Origin of the sequence: Sporosarcina sp. NCCP-2222, from assembly GCF_023168145.1 — a bacterium.
Lineage (GTDB): Bacteria > Bacillota > Bacilli > Bacillales_A > Planococcaceae > Sporosarcina.
The window spans coordinates 294,572-316,737 of the sequence record NZ_BQYK01000002.1; the positions used below are offsets into that span (position 1 = coordinate 294,572).

The window sequence follows — 22,166 nt, forward strand, 5'->3', positions numbered from 1 at the left end:
CAGTCAAAGACCAACATTCAACATTATACATAAGGATATAGATTTCCGCAAGTCTTTTACGGAAAATCTTTTTCTTTAACCTTGCTTATTATATATTCTTCGGTTCAGATATTCAAGTGGGATCCATAAATTTGGAATAAAGTCAGAGAAATGTGTTACCTCTACGGTCTGCATACGCTCCGTTTGACGGTTTCTTTAGTTATCTCTACTATATATCCCAGACGATTTAGTTATTGTTTTTGAGTACTTAATATAGGACTCTTCAAATTAAGCGGATACTTACTTCAGATGAGTGTATGTGAGATTTGTAGATAATCCGAATCGTCGAGCAGAACACTCAGCTGCGTTTTGTAGACATGAAAAATCCCGTCACAAGGACGGGATTTCCATGATTGCAATCAATGTATGATCTTACTTTTCGATTGTAGCAACAACGCCAGCGCCAACTGTACGTCCACCTTCACGGATTGAGAATTTAGTTCCTTCTTCAATCGCGATTGGAGAGATCAATTCAACAGTCATTTCAACGTTGTCTCCAGGCATAACCATCTCAACGCCTTCTGGAAGATGAATGATTCCAGTTACGTCAGTTGTACGGAAGTAGAACTGTGGACGGTAGTTAGAGAAGAATGGAGTGTGACGTCCACCCTCTTCTTTAGAAAGAACGTAAACTTCTGATTTGAACTTAGTGTGCGGCGTGATTGTACCTGGCTTTGCAAGTACTTGACCACGTTCGATATCTTCACGAGCTACCCCACGAAGAAGTGCACCGATGTTGTCTCCAGCTTCTGCATAGTCAAGAAGCTTACGGAACATTTCAACACCTGTTACAGTTGTTGATTTTGGTTCTTCAGTCAAACCGATGATTTCTACAACGTCACCGACTTTAACTTGGCCACGCTCAACGCGTCCTGTAGCAACTGTACCACGGCCTGTGATCGAGAATACGTCCTCGACAGGCATCATGAATGGCTTTTCAGTGTCACGTGGAGGAGTTGGAATGTACTCGTCAACAGCGTTCATAAGCTCAACGACTTTCTCTTCCCACTCTGGCTCTCCTTCAAGAGCTTTAAGAGCAGAACCTTTGATGACTGGTAGGTCGTCGCCAGGGAACTCATACTCGGAAAGAAGGTCACGAATTTCCATCTCAACTAGTTCAAGAAGTTCTTCGTCGTCAACCATGTCACATTTGTTCATGAATACAACTAGGTAAGGAACACCTACTTGACGGGAAAGAAGGATGTGCTCACGAGTTTGTGGCATTGGGCCGTCAGCAGCAGATACTACTAGGATACCGCCGTCCATTTGAGCAGCACCAGTGATCATGTTCTTAACATAGTCAGCATGTCCTGGGCAGTCAACGTGTGCATAGTGACGCTTTTCAGTTTCATACTCGATGTGAGAAGTGTTGATTGTGATTCCACGCTCTTTTTCTTCTGGAGCGTTATCAACGTCAGCGTATGATTTCGCTTCTCCACCCATTTTCTTTGAAAGAACTGTAGCGATTGCTGCAGTCAAAGTTGTTTTACCATGGTCAACGTGACCGATTGTACCAATGTTAGCATGCTCCTTGGAGCGGTCGAATTTTTCTTTAGCCATTTTGGAATTCCTCCTTAAAATGTGAGTGTTTAATTTTATATAGCTATGGAAGCTGAAGGTTCATTCCCTTCAACTATCCATATCTTACAAGTAATCAACTGTAGAAACAAGGACGAAATACAATTATTCGCCTTTATTTTTTTTGATGACTTCTTCAGAGATTGATTTCGGTACATCTTCGTAGTGATCGAATACCATTGAGAACACACCGCGTCCTTGTGTATTCGAACGTAGAGATGTTGCGTAACCGAACATTTCCGCTAGTGGAACCATTGCACGGACAACTTGTGCGTTACCGCGTGCTTCCATACCTTCTACGCGTCCACGACGGGAAGTGATGTCACCCATGATATCTCCCATGTATTCTTCAGGGATGATGACTTCAACTTTCATCATTGGCTCGAGAAGTACTGGATTACATTTAGCTGCTGCGTTTTTAAGTGCCATGGACGCAGCGATCTTGAATGCCATTTCGTTGGAGTCAACGTCATGGTAAGATCCGTCAAAGAGACGAGCTTTAACATCGATCAATGGATATCCAGCAAGAACACCATTGTCTAGTGAGTCACGAAGACCCGCTTCAACGGATGGAATGTATTCACGAGGAACAACCCCACCGACGATTGCGTTTTGGAATTCGAATCCTTTTCCTTCTTCGTTTGGAGAGAATTCGATCCAAACGTGTCCGTATTGTCCACGACCACCAGATTGGCGGACAAACTTACCTTCAACTTCCGCAGCGCTGCGGAATGTTTCACGGTAAGATACTTGTGGAGCACCTACGTTAGCTTCAACCTTGAACTCACGGCGTAGACGGTCAACGATGATATCTAGGTGAAGCTCACCCATACCAGCGATGATAACTTCGCCTGTTTCTTGGTCTGTATGCGCACGGAATGTAGGGTCTTCTTCTTGCAATTTAGCAAGAGCATTACCCATTTTGTCTTGGTCGCCTTTTGTTTTCGGCTCGATTGCAACGGAGATTACCGGTTCAGGGAATTCCATTGATTCAAGGATGATTGGCGCCTTTTCATCACAAAGTGTGTCCCCAGTTGTTGTATCTTTCAATCCAACAGCTGCCGCGATTTCACCCGCGTGGACTTCACTGATCTCTTCACGGCTGTTCGCGTGCATTTGAAGGATACGTCCAACACGCTCACGCTTGCCTTTCGTCGAGTTCTGTACGTAAGAACCTGATTGAAGGACACCTGAATAGACACGGAAGAATGTAAGTTTACCGACGTAAGGGTCAGTCATAACTTTAAATGCAAGCGCGGAGAATGGATCTTCGTCGCTTGGATGACGCTCTTCCTCTTCTTCTGTATCAGGGTTGATACCGCTCATTGAAGGGATATCTGTTGGTGCAGGCAAGTAGTCAACGACTGCATCAAGAACTAGCTGAACACCTTTGTTTTTAAATGCTGTACCGCAAACAACAGGGTAGAACTCTACCGCAAGTGTCGCTTTACGGATAGCTGTTTTGATTTCTTCGACTGTAAGCTCTTCGCCGCCGAGGTATTTCTCCATAAGATCTTCATCGAAATCAACAATCGCTTCGATTAGCTTCTCACGGTATTCTTCAGCTTGTGCACGGAACTCTTCAGGAATTTCCTCGACAGTTGTATCTGTACCAAGGTCATTACCATACATAGTCGCTTTCATTTCGACAAGGTCGATGATTCCGCGGAATGTATCTTCAGAGCCGATCGGCAATTGGATCGGGTGTGCATTTGCTTGAAGACGGTTGTGAAGCGTACCTACTGAATATAGGAAATCTGCACCTGTCTTGTCCATCTTGTTGACGAACACGATACGAGGTACACCATAAGTAGTAGCCTGGCGCCAAACTGTTTCAGTTTGAGGCTCAACACCTGATTGCGCATCAAGAACTGTTACAGCACCATCAAGTACACGGAGTGAACGCTCAACTTCAACAGTGAAGTCCACGTGTCCCGGTGTATCGATGATGTTTACTCGATGGCCTTTCCATTGTGCAGTTGTTGCCGCAGAAGTGATCGTGATACCACGCTCTTGTTCCTGCTCCATCCAGTCCATCTGAGAAGCACCCTCGTGCGTTTCTCCGATTTTATGGATCTTACCTGTGTAAAAAAGGATCCGCTCAGTCGTCGTCGTTTTACCAGCGTCGATGTGAGCCATGATACCAATGTTACGAGTATTCTCTAAGGAGAACTCTCTAGCCATTTTGTATATCTCCTTCCGTTTCGGGTTGGGGCATCAATCAAATCACACCTCGGTGTATGTATTTTCAGATCAACAAGAGCGAGCTCGTAAAATTTCTCTTGAAAATCTTCTTCATCACCTAAGGCTTTTATCTCCGTTCAGCAAAAGCTAGCACGCGTTGCAGATTCTTCTGCCGCAGAAAGATAAATGTCCGATCTTACCAGCGATAGTGAGCGAATGCTTTGTTCGCTTCAGCCATCTTGTGCATTTCTTCACGACGTTTTACGGAAGCACCTGTGTTGTTGGAAGCATCAAGGATTTCATTCGCAAGACGTTCCTCCATTGTTTTCTCACCGCGTGTACGGGAGTAGTTCACAAGGTAGCGCAATCCTAGTGTCGTACGGCGTTCAGGACGTACTTCGACTGGAACTTGGTAGTTCGCACCACCGACACGGCGAGCACGTACTTCAAGTACAGGCATTACATTGTTAAGTGCAGCTTCAAATACTTCAATCGGGTCTTTTCCGGAACGTTCTTTAACAAGTTCAAACGCACCATAGAGGATTTTTTGAGATGTACCTTTTTTACCGTCTACCATCATTTTATTGATAAGACGAGTGACAAGCTTGGAATTGTAAATCGGATCCGGTAATACGTCACGCTTTGCAACAGGACCTTTACGAGGCATATTGTGTTCCTCCTTTCGAAATGATCATTTCGTTATTAGTTTTTCTTTTCTTTTGGTCTTTTCGCACCGTATTGAGAACGGCTTTGCATACGGCCAGTTACGCCAGCTGTATCGAGTGCACCACGAACGATGTGGTAACGAACACCCGGTAAGTCTTTTACACGTCCGCCGCGGATAAGAACAACGCTGTGCTCTTGAAGGTTGTGGCCTTCACCAGGGATATAAGCGTTGACTTCAAGAGTGTTAGTCAAACGTACACGTGCATATTTACGAAGAGCCGAGTTCGGTTTCTTCGGAGTCATCGTGCCGACACGTGTGCAAACACCTCTTTTTTGTGGTGAATTAACATCAGTCATCGACTTTTTGAAGCTGTTATAGCTCTTTCCGAGTGCTGGTGATTTAGAACCGGAAACTTTCGATTTACGAGGTTTGCGGACCAATTGGTTAATTGTAGGCATCGGATTTTCCTCCTTTCATTACTCTTTTACAAGACCACACATCCAGGTGGTTCATTTTAAGGGTAAAAACAAAGTCTTTGTGCATATATACACAAAAACCATTAAACAGTAATTGCAACCGCTACTGCTCCAACCTCTATTCCACATGCATGGCCGAGAGTAATTCTCGAGTCCACATAAGTAATAGGGATGCCGTGAAGCTCTGCTTCCCGGACTACCGGGACGATAAAGCGTTCATCTGCATCGGTCGCAAGGATAACTTCCTTTGCAGCACCTGTGCGGATCGCTTTAACTGTTTGCTTTGTACCGATGATCGTTTTCTGTGCCTGCTCCACTTTATCATAAGACATGAGCATATCCTCCAAAGTACAGACATTCAACTATCAACCTTTTGTATATTATCACCTGCCGGAGAAACTGTCAACAATTAATAGAAAAAACGGGGGGATCTTTTTGACTCCCCCGTTTTGTTCCGGGTTACTCTACTGATACTGCGTCAGCGGAGTCTGCTTCTTTGTCTTGTTCCATCTCGACATGACGGTAACGCTGCATACCTGTTCCAGCTGGTACAAGTTTACCGATGATGACATTTTCCTTCAAGCCGAGCAATTCATCCGTCTTGCCTTTGATAGCTGCATCCGTAAGGACACGCGTCGTTTCTTGGAAGGAAGCTGCAGATAGGAATGATTCCGTCTCAAGCGACGCTTTTGTAATACCAAGAATGACCGGACGGGATGTTGCCGGCACTTTGCCTTTTTTGAGGACAGCGCCATTGGCTTCTGAGAACTGATGGATATCCAGCAAAGATCCAGGCAACAAGTCAGTGTCTCCAGCTTCAATAACACGCACTTTGCGAAGCATTTGGCGAACCATTACTTCAACGTGCTTATCTCCGATTTCAACACCTTGCATACGGTATACTTTCTGAACTTCCTTCAGCAAGTATTCCTGAACCGTTGCGACATCTTTTACAACAATTAATTCTTTCGGATCGATTGAACCTTCCGTGATGCTTTCACCCCGGTCGATCGAATCGCCAATTTGAACTTTTAGACGGGCATTGTAAGGAGCCAAGTATTTTCTTGTTTCGACTTCACCCTGGATTGTGACTTCTTTCTGTCCTTCCCGGATTTCATCGATTTCGGTCACTTCACCTTTGATTTCAGAAATGACAGCTTGCCCTTTAGGATTCCTTGCTTCGAAAATTTCTTGGATACGCGGAAGACCTGATGTGATATCGTCTCCTGCGACACCCCCTGTATGGAATGTACGCATCGTAAGCTGAGTTCCTGGTTCTCCAATCGATTGTGCAGCGATGATTCCGACTGCTTCACCGACCTCAACCGTTTCACCTGTAGCCAAGTTGATGCCGTAACATTTTTTACATACACCGTGTTTCGTATTACATGTAAATGCAGAACGAATCGTCACTGTCTCGATGCCTGCATCAATTACTTTCCGAGATAAGTCAGCCGTAATTAAGCCATCTTTCTCAACAATCACTTCACCAGTTTCCGGGTGGCGAATTGTTTTCTTCGTGTGGCGGCCTTCAATACGCTCTTCCAGAGTTTCGATAATCTCAGCGCCTTCAGTCAGTGCAGAAATTTCTAGACCTCTATCCGTGCCACAATCATCTTCACGGACGATAACATCTTGGGCAACGTCTACAAGACGACGAGTCAAGTAACCTGAATCGGCCGTTTTAAGAGCTGTATCCGCAAGACCTTTCCGCGCGCCATGGGTCGAGATAAAGTACTCGAGAACCGTAAGACCTTCACGGAATGACGATTTGATCGGTAGTTCGATGATACGTCCAGCCGGGTTGGCCATCAAACCACGCATCCCAGCGAGCTGCGTAAAGTTCGATGCGTTACCCCGCGCTCCGGAATCACTCATCATGTAAATTGGGTTCGTGTTTTCCAAGGAATCCATCAACTTGTCTTGAATTTCATCCTTGGCATGGCTCCAATAAGAAATAACACGATCATATCGTTCTTCTTCCGTAATGAGACCACGTCGGAATTGCTGAGTTACTTTATCCACTTTACTTTGCGCTTCCTGCAAGATTTCATCTTTATTCGGCAAGACGACGATATCAGCGATACCAACAGTGATACCTGCACGCGTGGAATATTTGAAACCTAGGTTTTTCATCCGGTCCAGCATTTTGGAAGTCTCGGTAATATGGAACTTCTTAAAGATCTCCGCAATGATGTTACCTAGGAATTTCTTAACGAAAGGTGCTACCAAGTCAACGCTTTGCAGATGTTCCTTAACGTTTACAGTTCCGTCAACGAAGTATTTATCCGGCGTTTCCACTTCCAAGTTGTGGTTTGTCGGCTCATTGATATACGGGAATGTTTCCGGAAGGATTTCGTTAAAGATCAACTTTCCGACTGTTGTCAGCAAGAGCTTGTGGTTCTGCTCTTCTGTGAACGTCGGGTTGTTCAATGATCCAGCGTACACAGCGATTCTTGTATGAAGATGTACATGACCTGTCTGGTATGCGATCAATGCTTCATTCACATTACTGAAGACAGTTCCTTCGCCTGCTGCACCTTTACGTTCCAGTGTTAGGTAATAGTTACCTAATACCATGTCCTGGGAAGGTGTAACAACCGGTTTACCATCTTTCGGGTTCAAGATGTTTTGTGCCGCAAGCATGAGCAAACGCGCTTCCGCTTGGGCCTCTGCGGATAACGGAACGTGAACAGCCATTTGGTCACCGTCGAAGTCAGCGTTATATGCTGTACATACGAGCGGATGCAGCTGGATGGCACGGCCTTCAACAAGCATCGGCTCAAACGCCTGGATACCAAGTCTGTGAAGAGTAGGTGCCCGGTTAAGAAGAACTGGGTGTTCCCTGATAACATCTTCAAGAACATCCCACACTTCAGAATGCAGACGTTCAATCTTACGCTTCGCACTCTTAATGTTATGTGCAAGTCCGCGCTCTACAAGCTCTTTCATAACAAACGGCTTGAATAGCTCGATCGCCATTTCCTTAGGCAATCCGCACTGATACATTTTCAAGTTCGGGCCTACGACGATAACGGAACGGCCTGAATAGTCAACCCGTTTACCGAGCAGGTTTTGACGGAAACGACCTTGTTTCCCTTTCAGCATATGTGACAAAGACTTCAATGGACGATTTCCCGGTCCAGTGACAGGGCGTCCGCGTCGTCCGTTATCAACTAATGCATCAACTGCTTCCTGAAGCATCCGCTTTTCGTTTTGGACGATGATGCCAGGTGCGCCTAGATCAAGCAAACGCTTTAGACGATTGTTACGGTTGATGACTCGGCGATACAGGTCATTCAAATCCGAAGTGGCGAAACGGCCGCCATCCAATTGAACCATCGGACGCAATTCTGGCGGGATGACCGGAAGCACTTCAAGGACCATCCATTCAGGACGGTTGCCTGAATTACGGAATGATTCCACAACTTCAAGGCGACGGATCGCACGTGTGCGGCGCTGTCCCTGAACAGTTTTCAATTCCTCTTTCAGCATTTCCGTTTCCTTGTCTAGATCGATCGCTTTCAAAAGCTGTTCAATCGCTTCTGCACCCATCAAAGCTTGGAACTTGTTGCCGTACTTTTCACGGTATAAGCGATATTCCTTTTCAGAAAGCAATTGTTTACGCTCTAGCGGAGTATCGGCCGGTTCAATAACGACATAAGATGCAAAGTAGATGACTTCTTCCAATGCACGTGGCGTCATATCCAAAATGAGTCCCATACGGCTCGGGATCCCTTTGAAATACCAAATATGTGTTACAGGAGCAGCCAATTCAATATGTCCCATACGCTCGCGTCGAACTTTTTGACGAGTTACCTCAACGCCACAACGGTCACATACAACACCTTTGTAACGTACTCGCTTGTATTTACCGCAATGACATTCCCAGTCTTTCGTCGGTCCGAAGATACGCTCGCAGAACAAGCCGTCTTTCTCGGGCTTTAACGTACGGTAGTTGATTGTTTCAGGTTTCTTCACTTCACCATATGACCAAGAACGGATCTTATCTGGCGAAGCGAGGCCAATCTTCATATACTCAAAATTATTAACATCTATCAAGGAGCCTACCTCCCTTTAATCTTATCTCCACGATGGTTCCATAAAATCAAGCTTCACATTTCCTATCCGTTGAAAATAGGGGAGTACTTCAGGACTCCCCTATTGGTATGAAATCAAACAGGCTGATCTTCCGTCATGAGATTGAGTGCATCCGTCGGCTGCATATCGTCATCTTCATCAAGATCACGCATCTCGATCTCCTCGAAATCATCTGTTAGCATCTTAACATCTAAGCCGAGGCTTTGAAGTTCCTTGATCAATACTTTGAATGATTCTGGAACGCCTGGCTGCGGTACACTTTGTCCTTTGACAATCGCTTCGTATGTTTTTACACGGCCTACAACATCATCGGACTTCACTGTAAGAATCTCTTGCAATGTATAGGCAGCACCGTAAGCTTCCAGTGCCCATACTTCCATCTCCCCGAAACGCTGTCCGCCGAATTGGGCTTTACCACCGAGCGGTTGCTGTGTAACAAGTGAGTATGGTCCAGTGGAACGGGCATGGAGTTTATCGTCGACCATGTGGGCCAACTTGATCATATACATGACACCAACAGAGACCCGGTTATCAAACGGTTCACCTGAGCGACCATCATACAAGACCGTTTTTCCGTCACGATTCATGCCGGACTCTTCCATCGTATCCCAAACATCTTCTTCGTTGGCGCCGTCAAATACCGGGGAAGCCATGTGGATACCCAGATTACGTGCAGCCATTCCAAGATGCAATTCCAAAACCTGACCGATATTCATACGGGATGGTACGCCAAGTGGATTCAACATGACATCGATCGGCGTGCCGTCCGGCAAGAATGGCATATCAGACTCCGGTAAAATCCGGGAGATAACCCCCTTGTTACCGTGACGTCCCGCCATCTTGTCCCCAACAGAGATCTTACGTTTTTGGACGATATAAGCACGAACGAGCTGATTGACGCCCGGTGGCAATTCATCCCCGTCTTCGCGGTTGAACACTTTCACGTCTAGGACGATACCGCCCGCGCCGTGTGGAACACGTAATGAAGTATCGCGCACTTCCCGTGCTTTTTCTCCGAAAATTGCATGTAAAAGACGTTCTTCAGCAGTCAGTTCAGTAACCCCTTTAGGCGTTACTTTACCAACTAGGATATCGCCATCGCGTACTTCTGCACCGACGCGGATAATGCCGCGGTCATCGAGGTTGCGAAGTGCGTCTTCACCGACGTTCGGAATATCCCGTGTAATTTCTTCAGGTCCGAGTTTCGTATCCCGTGCTTCTGATTCGTACTCTTCAATATGGATCGAAGTGAATACGTCGTCTTTCACAAGGCGTTCACTCATGATGATGGCATCCTCATAGTTATAGCCATCCCACGTCATGAATCCGACTAATACGTTTCGTCCAAGCGCCAATTCACCTTTATCCATGGATGGACCGTCAGCGATGATATCGCGTGGTTTCACACGATCACCTACAGATACGATCGGACGTTGGTTATAGCAAGTCCCTTGGTTGGAACGAATGAAATTCTCCAGACGGTACACAGTAAGGTCACCCTTCACTTCTTTCCCGTCGATTGTTTCAATGCGTCGAATGCGGACTTCTTTCGCTTCTACATGCTCTACAATACCGTCATATTTCGCAGTAACAGCTGCACCTGAGTCACGGGCTGATACATGCTCCATTCCAGTTCCGACAAACGGCGCTTCCGGATTGAGCAATGGTACAGCCTGCCGCTGCATGTTCGCACCCATGAGGGCACGGTTCGAGTCATCGTTTTCAAGGAATGGAATACATGCTGTCGCCGCAGAAACTACCTGTTTCGGCGAAACGTCCATGTAATCGATTTGTTCACGTTTGAAGACCGTGTTATCCCCTTGGAAACGGCCGATGACTTCCTCGTTCACATACGAGCCATCATCATTTAGAGGTGCATTCGCTTGTGCAACGACATAATTGTCCTCGATATCTGCTGTCAGATAGTCGATTTGTTTTGTAACACGATTTGTTTCCGGATCTACTTTCCGATAAGGCGTTTCGATGAAACCGAATTTATTCACACGCGCAAATGTCGAGAGCGAGTTGATCAACCCGATGTTCGGACCTTCCGGCGTTTCAATTGGACACATACGGCCATAGTGAGAATAGTGGACGTCACGGACTTCCATTCCGGCACGTTCCCGTGTAAGACCGCCAGGCCCCAAGGCAGAAAGCCTACGCTTGTGCGTTAATTCCGCAAGCGGGTTTGTCTGGTCCATGAACTGTGACAACTGGGAGCTTCCAAAGAACTCTTTAATAGATGCAATAACAGGTCGGATATTGATCAGCTGCTGCGGTACGATTGACTGCGTATCATTGATCGACATCCGTTCCTTAACAACCCGTTCCATTCTGGAAAGACCAATCCGGAACTGATTTTGAAGCAATTCACCAACCGAACGGAGACGGCGGTTTCCAAGGTGGTCAATGTCGTCTGTATTGCCGACGCCATGCAGTAAATTGAAGAAGTAGCTAATTGAAGCAACGATGTCAGCTGGCGTGACATGCTTCACTGACTCATCAATATTAGCGTTAGAAATTACATTGATCACTTGCTTGTCTTCGCTTTTTGGAGCATATATCTTAATGGTTTGGATAGTAATATCATCTTCCAAGACACCACCGACATGCGAGATTTCCTGGATGCCGATGCCCTTTTCGAGATGAGGCAAAAGGCGGTCCAATGTTCTGCGGTCGATGAGTTGATCTTTCTCCAACAAAATTTCGCCAGTTTCAGGGTCAACTAGTGTTTCCGCAACAACCTGATTGAATAAGCGATTTTGCAAATGGAGTTTTTTATTCATTTTGTAACGGCCCACATTTGCAAGGTCATATCGCTTCGCATCGAAGAAACGAGAATACAAAAGACTCTTGGCACTGTCCAATGTAGGCGGTTCGCCAGGACGAAGGCGCTCGTAAATTTCCAGAAGCGCTTTTTCCGAGTTTTCGGTATTGTCTTTCTCTAGCGTGTTGCGAAGATACTCATTGTCTCCAAGCAACTCGATGATCTCTTGATCTGTGGAGAAGCCAAGGGCACGCAAAAGCACTGTGATCGGCAGCTTTCGTGTACGGTCGATGCGGACATGCACGACATCTTTGGCATCCGTTTCGTATTCTAGCCAAGCTCCACGGTTAGGAATGACTGTCGCGGAGAAACCGCGTTTACCATTCTTATCCGTCTTGTCATTATAATAAACGCTCGGTGAACGCACCAACTGGGAAACGATAACCCGTTCCGCACCATTGATGATGAACGTTCCGTTTTCAGTCATAAGCGGGAAGTCGCCCATGAAAACGTCCTGCTCTTTCACCTCTTCTGTTTCTTTGTTGTGCAAGCGCACTTTAACGCGGAGCGGTGCTGCGTACGTTACGTCACGTTCTTTTGATTCATCGACCGGGTATTTGGGCTCCCCAAGTTGATAATCGACGAATTCCAACGAAAGATTCCCTGTGAAATCCTGGATCGGGGAAATATCGTGGAACATCTCACGTAATCCTTCTTCCAAGAACCACTCGTAAGATGCCGTCTGGATCTCAATCAAATTCGGCAACTCGAGGACCTCATTGATTCGCGCGAAACTTCTGCGCTGACGGTGTTGACCATACTGAACTAAATGACCTGTCAACTCTTTCACCCCTCAAACAATATTAGTTCTTTGCGAAATCATAAAAATGGTGTATGATATCGAAAAAACAAAAAGAAAACGAGTTCCGTCTAGAGCTCATTTTCGGTTTAACAATCTTTTATCCATTGCCAGTATGCCTAACTTTTCCACTTCTTATGCAAAAGGGCACACGACCGCATTATAATATTTATGCATTTTATAATGCTACCACAACAAGTTTAGTGAGTCAATGTTTTTTTGACTTGAAAATAAAGTATCCTTTGTTCTTCGCCACCGTCTCCACATTGCCGAAAAGCTCTTCCATCTTAGAAGATGTAGAGGGAGCTCCCTGCTTCTTCTGAATGACCACCCATAACTCTCCTCCAGGGATCAACTTAGAATAGGCTCCCTGATAAATGGTGAACACCGTCTCTTTTCCTGCCCGGATAGGAGGGTTCGTTATCACAGCGGCAAACCGATCTCCAGATACAGCTGATAGGGCATCGCTTGGGTAGATATTTACATTAGCGATTCCATTCAGCTCCGCGTTACCTTTCGCAAGTGCAAGCGCCCTTTCGTTCACATCGACCATATGAACATTCCGATCCGGAAAAGATGCGGCGATCGACAGTCCGATGGGTCCATATCCACACCCAACATCAAGCAGATCACCTTCTACTCGGGGCAGTTGGAATGATTCGGCCAGAAGGCGTGAACCAAAGTCCAATTCTCCTTTGCTGAACACACCTGCATCCGTTTTAAACCGAAAGCCTTTATCCCGGATGACAGTCTTCCACTCTTTCGGATCACTTTTCACTGACGGTTTTTTCGAGTAATAATGCTCTGACATACAATGCCTCCTGACGCACGCGAATTGCGTTACATGTCAAATTGCTTCACAGATAAAAAAACGAAGAAAAGCCCGTCCATTTTCGACGAGCTTTCCTTCCTTATGAAAATTACTTAAGTTCTACGCCAGCGCCAACTTCTTCAAGTTTAGCTTTCATTTCTTCAGCTTCTTCTTTAGAAACGCCTTCTTTAAGTGGTTTTGGAGCGTTGTCAACTAGTTCTTTAGCTTCTTTCAAGCCAAGACCTGTGATTTCGCGAACCGCTTTGATAACTTTGATTTTTTCTGCACCAGCAGAAGCAAGGATTACGTCGAATTCAGTTTGCTCAGCAGCAGCTTCACCAGCACCCGCACCGCCAACCATTGCTACAGGAGCAGCAGCAGTTACGCCGAATTCTTCTTCGATAGCTTTTACTAGATCGTTAAGCTCAAGGACTGTCATTTCTTTAATCGCGTCAAGGATTTGTTCTTTAGTCATTTTATGTTCCTCCTAAATTAGGTATTGTTTGGACGGGTTTCAACCCGCGATTTTGTTGTCAGGCGACAATAATAAGATTACGCGCCTTGTTCTTCTTTTTGCTCTGCAACAGCTTTTGTTGCAAGCGCGAAGTTGCGCATTGGAGCTTGAAGCACGCTGAGGAGCATGGAAAGTAGACCTTCGCGTGATGGAAGCTCTGCCAATGCTTTCACGTCTTCAACCGTAGCGATAGCGCCTTCGATGACACCCGCTTTGATTTCAAGCTTTTCGTTCTTCTTTGCAAAATCGTTAAGGATTTTAGCAGGAGCTACAACGTCTTCAGTTGAAAACGCGATTGCGTTAGGTCCTGTCAAGTGCTCATTCAATCCTTCAAGACCTGCAATTTCAGCCGCACGGCGGGACATCGAGTTTTTGTAAACTTTGAAGTCAACGCCTGCTTCACGAAGCTGCTTACGAAGTTCAGTCACTTGGCTGACGTTAAGACCACGATAGTCTACAACGACAACAGAAACTGCTGATTTCAGTTTACCTGAGATCTCTTCAACTACTGCTTGTTTAGCCTCTAATACTTTGCTCATCTTGACACCTCCTAAAGAAATTGGGGGTCATTTATACCATACGAAAAGCCCTCGGTCCATGCGAACATAGACACGAGGGCAGAAAAGTCGTCATCTTTGTAATAAAGAGCGTCTTGTCCTCGGCAGGATGATTAAGCACTAGGCCCCTGCTGTCTACGGTACAAATGATTTATAATCACAAACGACATCTTACAGGAAAATGCGCTTGCTGTCAACAAATTATTTAATTGTTACTGAAGATGGATCGATTTTAACTGCAGGGCCCATTGTAGTCGTCACGTTAACGGACTTCATGTATGTTCCTTTTGCTGCAGCTGGCTTCGCTTTAAGGATTGTTTCAAAAACAGTCGTGAAGTTCTCTTGAAGTTTTTGATCATCAAAAGAAGCTTTTCCGATTGGCGCGTGAATGATACCCGCTTTGTCAGCACGGTATTCAACTTTACCAGCTTTGATTTCCTCTACAGCTTTTGCCACATCAAATGTTACAGTGCCTGTTTTAGGGTTTGGCATAAGACCTTTTGGTCCCAATACGCGACCGATCTTACCAACTTCACCCATCATGTCAGGAGTAGCAACGATTACATCAAAATCAAACCAACCTTGTTGGATTTTGTTGATGTATTCTGCATCGCCGACATAGTCTGCGCCTGCAGCTTCCGCTTCTTTCAATTTTTCGCCTTTCGCGAAAACTAGAACGCGTTGAGTTTTACCAGTACCGTTTGGAAGCACGACAGCCCCACGGATTTGCTGGTCATTTTTACGAGTGTCGATTCCTAGGCGGAAAGCGACTTCAACTGTAGCATCAAAATTGACTGTGCTTGTTTTCTTAGCAAGCTCAATCGCTTCCTTGTAATCGTACGCTTTTGTACGTTCTACAAGTTTCGCAGCTTCAGTGAACTTTTTACCTCTTTTAGCCATTTAGATTTCCTCCTCATTGTGGTTTTAACGGATTGAACCTCCCACGAATAAGGGTTGCGTGTTCATGTGAACAAGCGCAACCCCCACTTACAAAACCTTTGCATCCGGTTGGGATCAGTCTTCGATCGTGATTCCCATACTGCGAGCAGTACCTTCAACCATTGCCATCGCCGCTTCTACAGATGCTGCGTTTAGATCTTGCATCTTCTGTTCTGCGATTTCGCGAACTTGGTCGCGCTTTACAGTTGCAACTTTTTTCTTATTAGGTTCGCCTGAACCCTTTTGAACTTTCGCTGCAACCTTCAGCAAGACTGCTGCTGGCGGAGTTTTTGTAATAAACGTAAATGAACGGTCTTCAAATACAGTTATTTCAACAGGGATGATTAATCCTGCTTGATCTGCTGTACGTGCGTTGAAATCTTTACAGAATCCCATGATGTTGACACCTGCTTGACCTAGTGCTGGTCCAACTGGCGGAGCCGGATTGGCTTTACCTGCAGGGATTTGCAATTTAACAACTTTCGTCACTTTTTTAGCCACGAGACACACCTCCTTAAGTCCGTGATGTGGTAAATGGGTTGCCCCTCCCACTCAATATGTGCCTGCCGGTTTACACCGGTAGAATTGGTTAATCCGTCCAGACTATCAGATTATAGTCTGACCTTTGAAATGATACCACTTTCACTTGCTTTTTGCAAGTAGCAATGGATCATAATTTTTCAACTTGGTTAAATTCGAGTTCCATAATCGTTTCGCGGCCGAACATATCGACAGAAACTCGCACTTTGCCTTTGTCCGCGTCGATTTCCTCCACTTTCCCTTGGAAATGCGCAAACGGTCCTTCTAAGACTTGGATCATTTCGCCGATTTCGAAATCGACTGCCATGTTCCGTTCCTTCATGCCCATCTGTTTCAAAATGAAATCTACTTCTTCCGGAAGCAGCGGTGTCGGTTTAGCGCCGCCGCCTGAGGAACCAATAAAGCCGGTAACACCCGGCGTATTGCGGACGACATACCAAGAATCGTCAGTCATGACAAGTTCGACGAGCACATAGCCCGGGAACGTCTTTTTCATGACTGTCCGTTTCTTGCCATCTTTAAAATCTGTTTCCTGCTCTTCCGGGATGACGACACGAAATATTTTGTCTTGCATACCCATTGTCTCCACACGCTTTTCCAAGTTAGCTTTTACTTTGTTCTCATAACCGGAATACGTATGGACGACATACCATTTTTTCTCCATCTCCATATCGACGAGGACTGTGTCCGTCCCTCCTTTTTCAATTCAAAATGAAAAAACCCGTTCATTTGCTCAGACGGGATATTTTCAAAAAGGATATTCATACTGCCTTATTATAACGCAAGATACCATTCCATTACTTGTGATATGCCCAAATCGACTAAGCCGAAATAGATCGCCATGAAAACGACTGTGGAAATAACGACAATCGTATAGCGTGTCAATTGCTTACGTTTCGGCCAGCTGACTTTCCGCATTTCCCCGACAACATCTCTTAAAAAACCGGTTATCTTCCCCATTACTCTGTAAACCTCCGAATTTATAGTGCCTTACGCAAAAGAGTGTTTCACGCGGTCTGCTTGTGTATTGTATGTGCATTGCAGTGTCTGCAAAATTTCTTGACTATCAATCGCTCAGCAGTTTTACTGCTCGTTGCAGGAACTGAATAGTTCCTTGAACCGCACTTCTCGCAGCTTACTATTATTTTTTTTGACATTTTATCACCTGTCAATGTTTGTCCATACCTTGGTAAAGAGTATCATTTAAACTTTTCCATGTCAATACACTGGTAAATGTCTTACAGTAACGTAAACTTCATTCCATCAGCGAATCGGCTCCAGTTGCATATGTCGCTCCAGTTTGCGTTTGATGCGCTGAAGGGCATTGTCAACCGACTTCACTTGCCGGTTGAGCTCATCCGAAATTTCTTGATAAGTCTGGCCTTCCAAGTAGAGCGTCAGCACTTGCTTTTCCAAACCGCTTAAGACTTTATTGATCTCATCTTCCATATTCGAAAAATCTTCTTTGTGGATCATCAAATCTTCCGGATCGTCCAGTTCGGAACCAGCAATGACATCAAGCAATGTGCGGTCGGATTCCTCATCAAAAACCGGCTTGTCCAATGAAACAGACGTATTGAGCGGAATATGCTTCTGCCTTGTCGCAGTCTTGATCGCCGTAATGATCTGCCTCGTTATGCAAAGTTCCGCAAATGCTTTGAACGAGCTGAGCCGATCCCCCTTAAAGTCACGGATGGCTTTATACAGTCCGATCATGCCTTCCTGGATGATATCCTCACGATCTCCACCCATCATGAAATATGAGCGCGCTTTCATTCTTACAAAAGGTTGGTATTTTGTAATTAAATAATCCAACCCATCTGTTCCCCCATCGTGAATGATCCCCACTAGCTCTTCATCGGTAAGTTCGGTGAAATCCGAGTTCCCCTCTTGCACAAATGTCTTAGCCACCAATACCCCCACCCCCGAATCTTCGTTGCCATTTCACCAAGTATACCGTATGGAAAATTTTTGCGTCAACCGTTCATTTCAAACCGCGTCTCCACTTTTCAAATACTTCAGCAACTTCATCGGACAATTGGATCTTTGAAAACGGCCGTTGTTCCTGGATATCCTTCACTTGTTTTGCAATCCGGTGATCAATATCATCCATCTCAATTTCTAGTTCTCTCGCGGATTTCCGTAGCGCCCCTTGAGCAAAAATAACCCATTGCTCTGTACGGTCTGAGGTGGCGACATGTATTTGCACACGGCGCCCGCTCAATTCCGCCACCAGTTTTTCGATTCGTTCATCCGCAGTTTCGTTTTCTCGGGTGAAGATCACTTCGACATGATGTTTCAAATTTTTCTTTTCGATGCCAGGCACAAGATGAGCATCAAACAGGACAATGACCCGCCATCCTGTATGGGCTTTATATTCTGCCATCCGTTCGATAAGACGGTCCCGCGCATCCGCGAGCCTCTCTTTTTTCAAAGAACGGAGTTCCTGCCAAGCGCCGATTATATTATAGCCGTCGACGAGCAATATATCTTTCTTCATAACATTTGCCGTTACGGCCGTCGTTTCCGCAGAACTTCATACATTAAGAGCGAAGCAGCGACCGATGCGTTGAGCGATGTAACATGGCCGACCATCGGCAAGGAATAAAGGAAATCGCATTTCTCCCTTAAAATCCGGGACATGCCTTTCCCTTCACTGCCAATAATGATGGCAAGCGGCAGTGTGGCATCCATCGAACGATAATCTTGTGAACCGGAAGCATCAGTGCCTGCAATCCAAACACCGGATTTCTTTAAGTCTTCTACTGTCTGGGATAGATTGTTCACCCGTACGACCGGAATATGTTCAATGGCTCCAGTTGACGCTTTCGCCACAATTCCCGTTAATCCGACAGATCTCCTCTTAGGAATGATTACTCCATGGACGCCAGTTGCATCCGCAGTCCGGAGGATCGACCCTAAATTATGAGGGTCTTCCAATTCATCCAGAATAAGAAAAAAAGGATCTTCCTGACGTGCCTTCGCCCTATCGAATAGCTCTGAAAGTTCTGCGTACCGGTAAGCGGCGACCGATGCAATAATTCCTTGATGATTCACTTCCAACATCGTATCCAGCTTCCGTTTTGGAACCTCTTGAATGACGACACCTGAACGTTTTGCCAGCGAAATGATTTCACCAATGCTCTTTTTGTTTAAGCCTTCCGCAACCCAAATTTTGTTCAATTCTCTGCCGGATCGCAAAGCTTCCGCCACGGGATTTTTGCCTCCGATCAGTTCAGCTTCATGCGTTGTCAAAATGTGCCCTCCTCCTTTGGCTGCTCCACGAACTCAATCGATTTCCGAATGAACTCCGCGAGTCGCTCTGCTCTTCCAAGCAAGTATAGATATCCGATCACCGCTTCAAACCCCGAACTATAATTGTACGTTATAACGTCTGTATGTTTAGGCACAGAGCCTGATTTTGCATTGCGTCCGCGGCGGAGGACTCCTTCTTCCTCCTCTGTCAGAAAACCGGATTGCTGCAGCATTTTGATTGCTGCAGCCTGCGCCTTTGCAGAAACATACTTTGTCGCCTCTTTATGGAGGGTGTTCGGCTTCACCTTTCCCGAGCGCAGCAGATGCTCTCGGACTGCCTGCTCGTAAACCGCGTCCCCCATATAAGCGAGCGCCAGCGCATTCATCTGTTTGACATCGATATCACGCAGACTGTACATGGCGGTCACCCTCTTTTCCAACGGGTGCCTTGCGCAGTATCTTCCAATAAAATGCCCTGCTCCTTCAGCTCTTCCCGGATTTCATCGGCTCTGGCAAAATTACGTTCCCTTCTAGCTGTCAGCCGCTCCTCGATCAAGGCTTCAATCTCCTCATCGAGCAACTCTCCTTCGCTTTGGAACGGAAGTCCAAGCACGCCCATCAGCCGGTCGAAGGTTTCGATAAAATATGACAAGACTTGCACTTGCGTATTCTCTTCAAGCAAATATACATTGGCCAACTTGACAAGATCAAAGATAGCTGCCATTGCATTTGCCGTATTAAAATCGTCATCCATCGCTGTTTCGAAGGCACGCACAAGTTCATCCACTTTATGAATCCAAATACCCTGCTGATCACCTAGATCTGCAGAAGTTTCCAGGCGGTACTTCAAGTTGCCGTAAGCGGTCCGTATACGCTCTAATGCGTTTTTTGCACTCTCCACAAGATCCTGCGAGAAATTGACAGGATGTCTGTAATGGACTGACAGCATGAAGAAGCGAAGCACCTGAGGATCGATTTGTTTTCGGATATCATTCACAAGAATGAAGTTTCCGAGCGACTTCGACATTTTTTCATTGTCGATATTAATATAGCCATTGTGCATCCAATACCGCGCAAATTCTTTTCCTGTCATCGCTTCCGACTGGGCAATTTCATTCTCATGATGAGGGAATGCCAAGTCCTGTCCACCAGCATGGATATCAATCGTGTCTCCAAGGTGCTCCCTAGCCATGACGGAGCATTCGATATGCCAGCCCGGACGTCCGGGACCCCAAGGGCTTTCCCACGATATTTCTCCTACTTTCGCAGATTTCCATAGAGCAAAATCAAGAGCATTTTCTTTTATGGCACTTTCTTCGATTCGGGCACCGACTTTCAATTCATCAATTGATTGGTGGGACAGCTTGCCGTAATCATCGAATTTCCGTGTTCGGTAATATACATCACCATGGGATTCATAAGCAAATCCTTTATCGATCAATACTTCGATAAATGCAATGATATCTTCAATATGCTCTGTCACTCGCGGATGAATATCTGCCTTTTCACACCCAAGCGCTCCTACATCCTCGAAATAAGCATTGATAAAGCGGGAGGTAAGTTCTCCTACTTCTTCGCCAAGCTCGTTTGCAGTACGAATGATTTTATCATCCACATCCGTAAAATTTGAAACGTATGTGACATCATAGCCACGATATTCAAGATAGCGGCGGACCGTATCAAAGACGATAACTGGCCGGGCATTTCCAATATGGATGTAGTTGTAGACGGTCGGTCCGCACACATACATCTTGACCTTTCCTTCTTCCATAGGGATGAAAGGTTCCTTTTTCCGCGTCAATGTATTATAAATTTGTATGCTCATGTCGTTCTCCTCCCATTTTTTCCAGCTCCGCAAGACGGCTTTTCAATTGTGCGATTTCTTGTTTCATTTGATCACACGTCTCTTCAACAGGATCAGGCATTTTATGATGATCTAATTTTTCTTTAACACGCACCCCGTTGGTGATGACCACTTTTCCCGGTATCCCGACAACAGTCGAATCGGGCGGTACGTCCTTCAAAACGACTGACCCGGCTCCTACCTTACTGTTCTCACCAATTGTAATGGAACCAAGCACTTTCGCTCCCGAAGCGACGAGTACATTGTTATGCAATGTTGGATGGCGTTTTCCTTTTTCCTTGCCTGTACCGCCAAGCGTCACCCCTTGATAGAGCGTAACATCGTCGCCAATTTCACAAGTTTCGCCGATGACAATGCCCATCCCATGGTCAATGAACAAGCGTCTGCCAATTACGGCACCCGGGTGAATTTCAATTCCCGTGAAAAACCGGCTGACCTGAGAAACGACACGCGCCAAAAACAAAAATTTTCTTTTATACAAGGCATGCGCAAATCGATGCGCCCAAATGGCATGGAGGCCAGAATACGTCAACACGACTTCGATTGTACTGCGCGCTGCCGGGTCCTGTTCAAAGATACACCGGATATCCTCTCTCATCCTCTTGAACAATGTAGATCCCTCCATACTTTCTATCTATTTTTCATACACAATGGCAATCGAACCGAGGCATTGGCAGGGAACAACAACAAAGAGCCGGCACGTAAAATAGAGCTTTTCCATCTAAAACGCCGGAAATGCACCATGTGTAATCTTGGCCTTTGCCCAGAATCCGTCAAATAAAAAAATGCGCCCCTGTCCATAATTAGACAGAGACGCATGATCTGCGCGGTTCCACTCTTCTTGGAAGTTCAACCTTCCCGCTTAAAGCCTTTAACGCAGGCATACGTCCGGCCTACTGTAAGTTCGGCGCGGCACTCAAGGGGGCATTTCTACAATACAGCGGCCTGGATCACTTTCAGCCGGTGATGATCCTCTCTGCAAAGCATGTATCGTGTACTTCTCCCTATCAACGCT

At 45.8% G+C, this 22,166-nt stretch carries 21 protein-coding genes and 2 other annotated features (1 of these 23 cut by a window edge); all 21 genes read right to left on the minus strand.

Translation table 11 applies throughout. The features are described from left to right. Positions 1-411 precede the first annotated feature (411 nt). A complete protein-coding gene (tuf, locus tag NCCP2222_RS05495; protein WP_248510335.1) occupies positions 412-1,599 on the minus strand; it encodes an elongation factor Tu in 1,188 nt (395 codons plus the stop codon). Positions 1,600-1,722: 123 nt separating this feature from the next. Further along, a complete protein-coding gene (gene fusA / locus NCCP2222_RS05500; protein ID WP_248510338.1) occupies positions 1,723-3,801 on the minus strand; it encodes an elongation factor G in 2,079 nt (692 codons plus the stop codon). A 196-nt stretch (positions 3,802-3,997) separates the two neighbouring features. Continuing rightward, positions 3,998-4,468, minus strand: a complete 471-nt coding sequence (gene rpsG, locus NCCP2222_RS05505; protein WP_207959161.1) for a 30S ribosomal protein S7 — start codon at positions 4,466-4,468, stop codon at positions 3,998-4,000. 35 nt (positions 4,469-4,503) lie between these two features. Beyond that, positions 4,504-4,926, minus strand: a complete 423-nt coding sequence (gene rpsL / locus NCCP2222_RS05510) for a 30S ribosomal protein S12 (RefSeq protein WP_184209358.1) — start codon at positions 4,924-4,926, stop codon at positions 4,504-4,506. A 101-nt stretch (positions 4,927-5,027) separates the two neighbouring features. Beyond that, a complete protein-coding gene (locus tag NCCP2222_RS05515; RefSeq protein ID WP_248510340.1) occupies positions 5,028-5,276 on the minus strand; it encodes a ribosomal L7Ae/L30e/S12e/Gadd45 family protein in 249 nt (82 codons plus the stop codon). A gap of 127 nt (positions 5,277-5,403) precedes the next feature. Then, complete coding sequence (gene rpoC / locus NCCP2222_RS05520; RefSeq protein WP_282570664.1) at positions 5,404-9,006, minus strand: DNA-directed RNA polymerase subunit beta'; 3,603 nt, start codon at positions 9,004-9,006, stop codon at positions 5,404-5,406. A 113-nt stretch (positions 9,007-9,119) separates the two neighbouring features. Beyond that, positions 9,120-12,662 carry a DNA-directed RNA polymerase subunit beta gene (gene rpoB, locus NCCP2222_RS05525; RefSeq protein WP_248510347.1) on the minus strand — a complete coding sequence of 1,181 codons (3,543 nt, stop codon included), beginning with the start codon at positions 12,660-12,662 and terminating at the stop codon, positions 9,120-9,122. A 217-nt stretch (positions 12,663-12,879) separates the two neighbouring features. After that, on the minus strand, positions 12,880-13,482 hold the full coding sequence (locus tag NCCP2222_RS05530; protein WP_248510349.1) for a class I SAM-dependent methyltransferase: 603 nt from the start codon (positions 13,480-13,482) through the stop codon (positions 12,880-12,882). Positions 13,483-13,591: 109 nt separating this feature from the next. Next, positions 13,592-13,957 (minus strand): 50S ribosomal protein L7/L12, encoded by a 366-nt coding sequence (gene rplL, locus NCCP2222_RS05535; RefSeq protein ID WP_207959170.1) that lies wholly within the window; start codon positions 13,955-13,957, stop codon positions 13,592-13,594. Between the two features lie 77 nt (positions 13,958-14,034). Then, positions 14,035-14,535, minus strand: a complete 501-nt coding sequence (rplJ, locus tag NCCP2222_RS05540) for a 50S ribosomal protein L10 (protein ID WP_248510351.1) — start codon at positions 14,533-14,535, stop codon at positions 14,035-14,037. 32 nt (positions 14,536-14,567) lie between these two features. Continuing rightward, positions 14,568-14,712, minus strand: a sequence feature (ribosomal protein L10 leader region). A 42-nt stretch (positions 14,713-14,754) separates the two neighbouring features. Further along, positions 14,755-15,453 (minus strand): 50S ribosomal protein L1, encoded by a 699-nt coding sequence (gene rplA / locus NCCP2222_RS05545; protein ID WP_248510360.1) that lies wholly within the window; start codon positions 15,451-15,453, stop codon positions 14,755-14,757. 114 nt (positions 15,454-15,567) lie between these two features. Further along, entirely contained in the window at positions 15,568-15,993 is a 426-nt protein-coding gene (gene rplK / locus NCCP2222_RS05550) for a 50S ribosomal protein L11 (protein WP_184209374.1), read from the minus strand. A gap of 169 nt (positions 15,994-16,162) precedes the next feature. After that, positions 16,163-16,696, minus strand: a complete 534-nt coding sequence (gene nusG, locus NCCP2222_RS05555) for a transcription termination/antitermination protein NusG (RefSeq protein ID WP_248510364.1) — start codon at positions 16,694-16,696, stop codon at positions 16,163-16,165. 110 nt (positions 16,697-16,806) lie between these two features. Continuing rightward, positions 16,807-16,992: a preprotein translocase subunit SecE gene (gene secE / locus NCCP2222_RS05560; protein WP_207959178.1), complete on the minus strand. Its 186-nt coding sequence runs from the start codon at positions 16,990-16,992 to the stop codon at positions 16,807-16,809. Positions 16,993-17,039: 47 nt separating this feature from the next. After that, positions 17,040-17,189: a 50S ribosomal protein L33 gene (gene rpmG, locus NCCP2222_RS05565; RefSeq protein ID WP_248510366.1), complete on the minus strand. Its 150-nt coding sequence runs from the start codon at positions 17,187-17,189 to the stop codon at positions 17,040-17,042. Between the two features lie 106 nt (positions 17,190-17,295). Further along, positions 17,296-17,943 (minus strand): RNA polymerase sporulation sigma factor SigH, encoded by a 648-nt coding sequence (gene sigH, locus NCCP2222_RS05570; RefSeq protein WP_238080303.1) that lies wholly within the window; start codon positions 17,941-17,943, stop codon positions 17,296-17,298. A gap of 73 nt (positions 17,944-18,016) precedes the next feature. Beyond that, the gene (locus NCCP2222_RS05575) at positions 18,017-18,532 is read right to left on the minus strand and encodes an NYN domain-containing protein (RefSeq protein WP_248510367.1); all 516 of its coding nucleotides are present in this window, start codon (positions 18,530-18,532) and stop codon (positions 18,017-18,019) included. 11 nt (positions 18,533-18,543) lie between these two features. After that, entirely contained in the window at positions 18,544-19,287 is a 744-nt protein-coding gene (gene rlmB / locus NCCP2222_RS05580; RefSeq protein ID WP_248510368.1) for a 23S rRNA (guanosine(2251)-2'-O)-methyltransferase RlmB, read from the minus strand. Further along, positions 19,284-19,706: a Mini-ribonuclease 3 gene (locus NCCP2222_RS05585; RefSeq protein ID WP_248510369.1), complete on the minus strand. Its 423-nt coding sequence runs from the start codon at positions 19,704-19,706 to the stop codon at positions 19,284-19,286. The genes rlmB and NCCP2222_RS05585 overlap by 4 nt, the downstream gene beginning before the upstream one ends. A gap of 5 nt (positions 19,707-19,711) precedes the next feature. Beyond that, positions 19,712-21,112 carry a cysteine--tRNA ligase gene (cysS, locus tag NCCP2222_RS05590; RefSeq protein ID WP_248510370.1) on the minus strand — a complete coding sequence of 467 codons (1,401 nt, stop codon included), beginning with the start codon at positions 21,110-21,112 and terminating at the stop codon, positions 19,712-19,714. Further along, positions 21,093-21,761, minus strand: coding sequence for a serine O-acetyltransferase (gene cysE, locus NCCP2222_RS05595; RefSeq protein WP_248510371.1), 669 nt, complete (start codon positions 21,759-21,761; stop codon positions 21,093-21,095). Before cysE ends, cysS begins: the two co-directional genes overlap by 20 nt. Before the next feature lie 196 nt (positions 21,762-21,957). Next, positions 21,958-22,166, minus strand: a binding site (T-box leader); it runs 5 nt beyond the window's last position.

Coding starts and splice junctions, on each gene's coding strand:
- rpsL (WP_184209358.1), bottom strand. CDS start 4,926: ATGCCTACAATTAACCAATTGGTCCGCAAACCTCGTAAATCGAAAGTT.
- fusA (WP_248510338.1), bottom strand. CDS start 3,801: ATGGCTAGAGAGTTCTCCTTAGAGAATACTCGTAACATTGGTATCATG.
- rplJ (WP_248510351.1), bottom strand. CDS start 14,535: ATGAGCAAAGTATTAGAGGCTAAACAAGCAGTAGTTGAAGAGATCTCA.
- rplA (WP_248510360.1), bottom strand. CDS start 15,453: ATGGCTAAAAGAGGTAAAAAGTTCACTGAAGCTGCGAAACTTGTAGAA.
- NCCP2222_RS05585 (WP_248510369.1), bottom strand. CDS start 19,706: ATGTACAGTCTGCGTGATATCGATGTCAAACAGATGAATGCGCTGGCG.
- secE (WP_207959178.1), bottom strand. CDS start 16,992: ATGGGGAAGATAACCGGTTTTTTAAGAGATGTTGTCGGGGAAATGCGG.
- rpsG (WP_207959161.1), bottom strand. CDS start 4,468: ATGCCTCGTAAAGGTCCTGTTGCAAAGCGTGACGTATTACCGGATCCG.
- rpmG (WP_248510366.1), bottom strand. CDS start 17,189: ATGTCAAAAAAAATAATAGTAAGCTGCGAGAAGTGCGGTTCAAGGAAC.
- cysS (WP_248510370.1), bottom strand. CDS start 21,112: ATGAGCATACAAATTTATAATACATTGACGCGGAAAAAGGAACCTTTC.
- NCCP2222_RS05530 (WP_248510349.1), bottom strand. CDS start 13,482: ATGTCAGAGCATTATTACTCGAAAAAACCGTCAGTGAAAAGTGATCCG.
- rplL (WP_207959170.1), bottom strand. CDS start 13,957: ATGACTAAAGAACAAATCCTTGACGCGATTAAAGAAATGACAGTCCTT.
- tuf (WP_248510335.1), bottom strand. CDS start 1,599: ATGGCTAAAGAAAAATTCGACCGCTCCAAGGAGCATGCTAACATTGGT.
- nusG (WP_248510364.1), bottom strand. CDS start 16,696: ATGGAGAAAAAATGGTATGTCGTCCATACGTATTCCGGTTATGAGAAC.
- NCCP2222_RS05515 (WP_248510340.1), bottom strand. CDS start 5,276: ATGTCTTATGATAAAGTGGAGCAGGCACAGAAAACGATCATCGGTACA.
- NCCP2222_RS05575 (WP_248510367.1), bottom strand. CDS start 18,532: ATGAAGAAAGATATATTGCTCGTCGACGGCTATAATATAATCGGCGCT.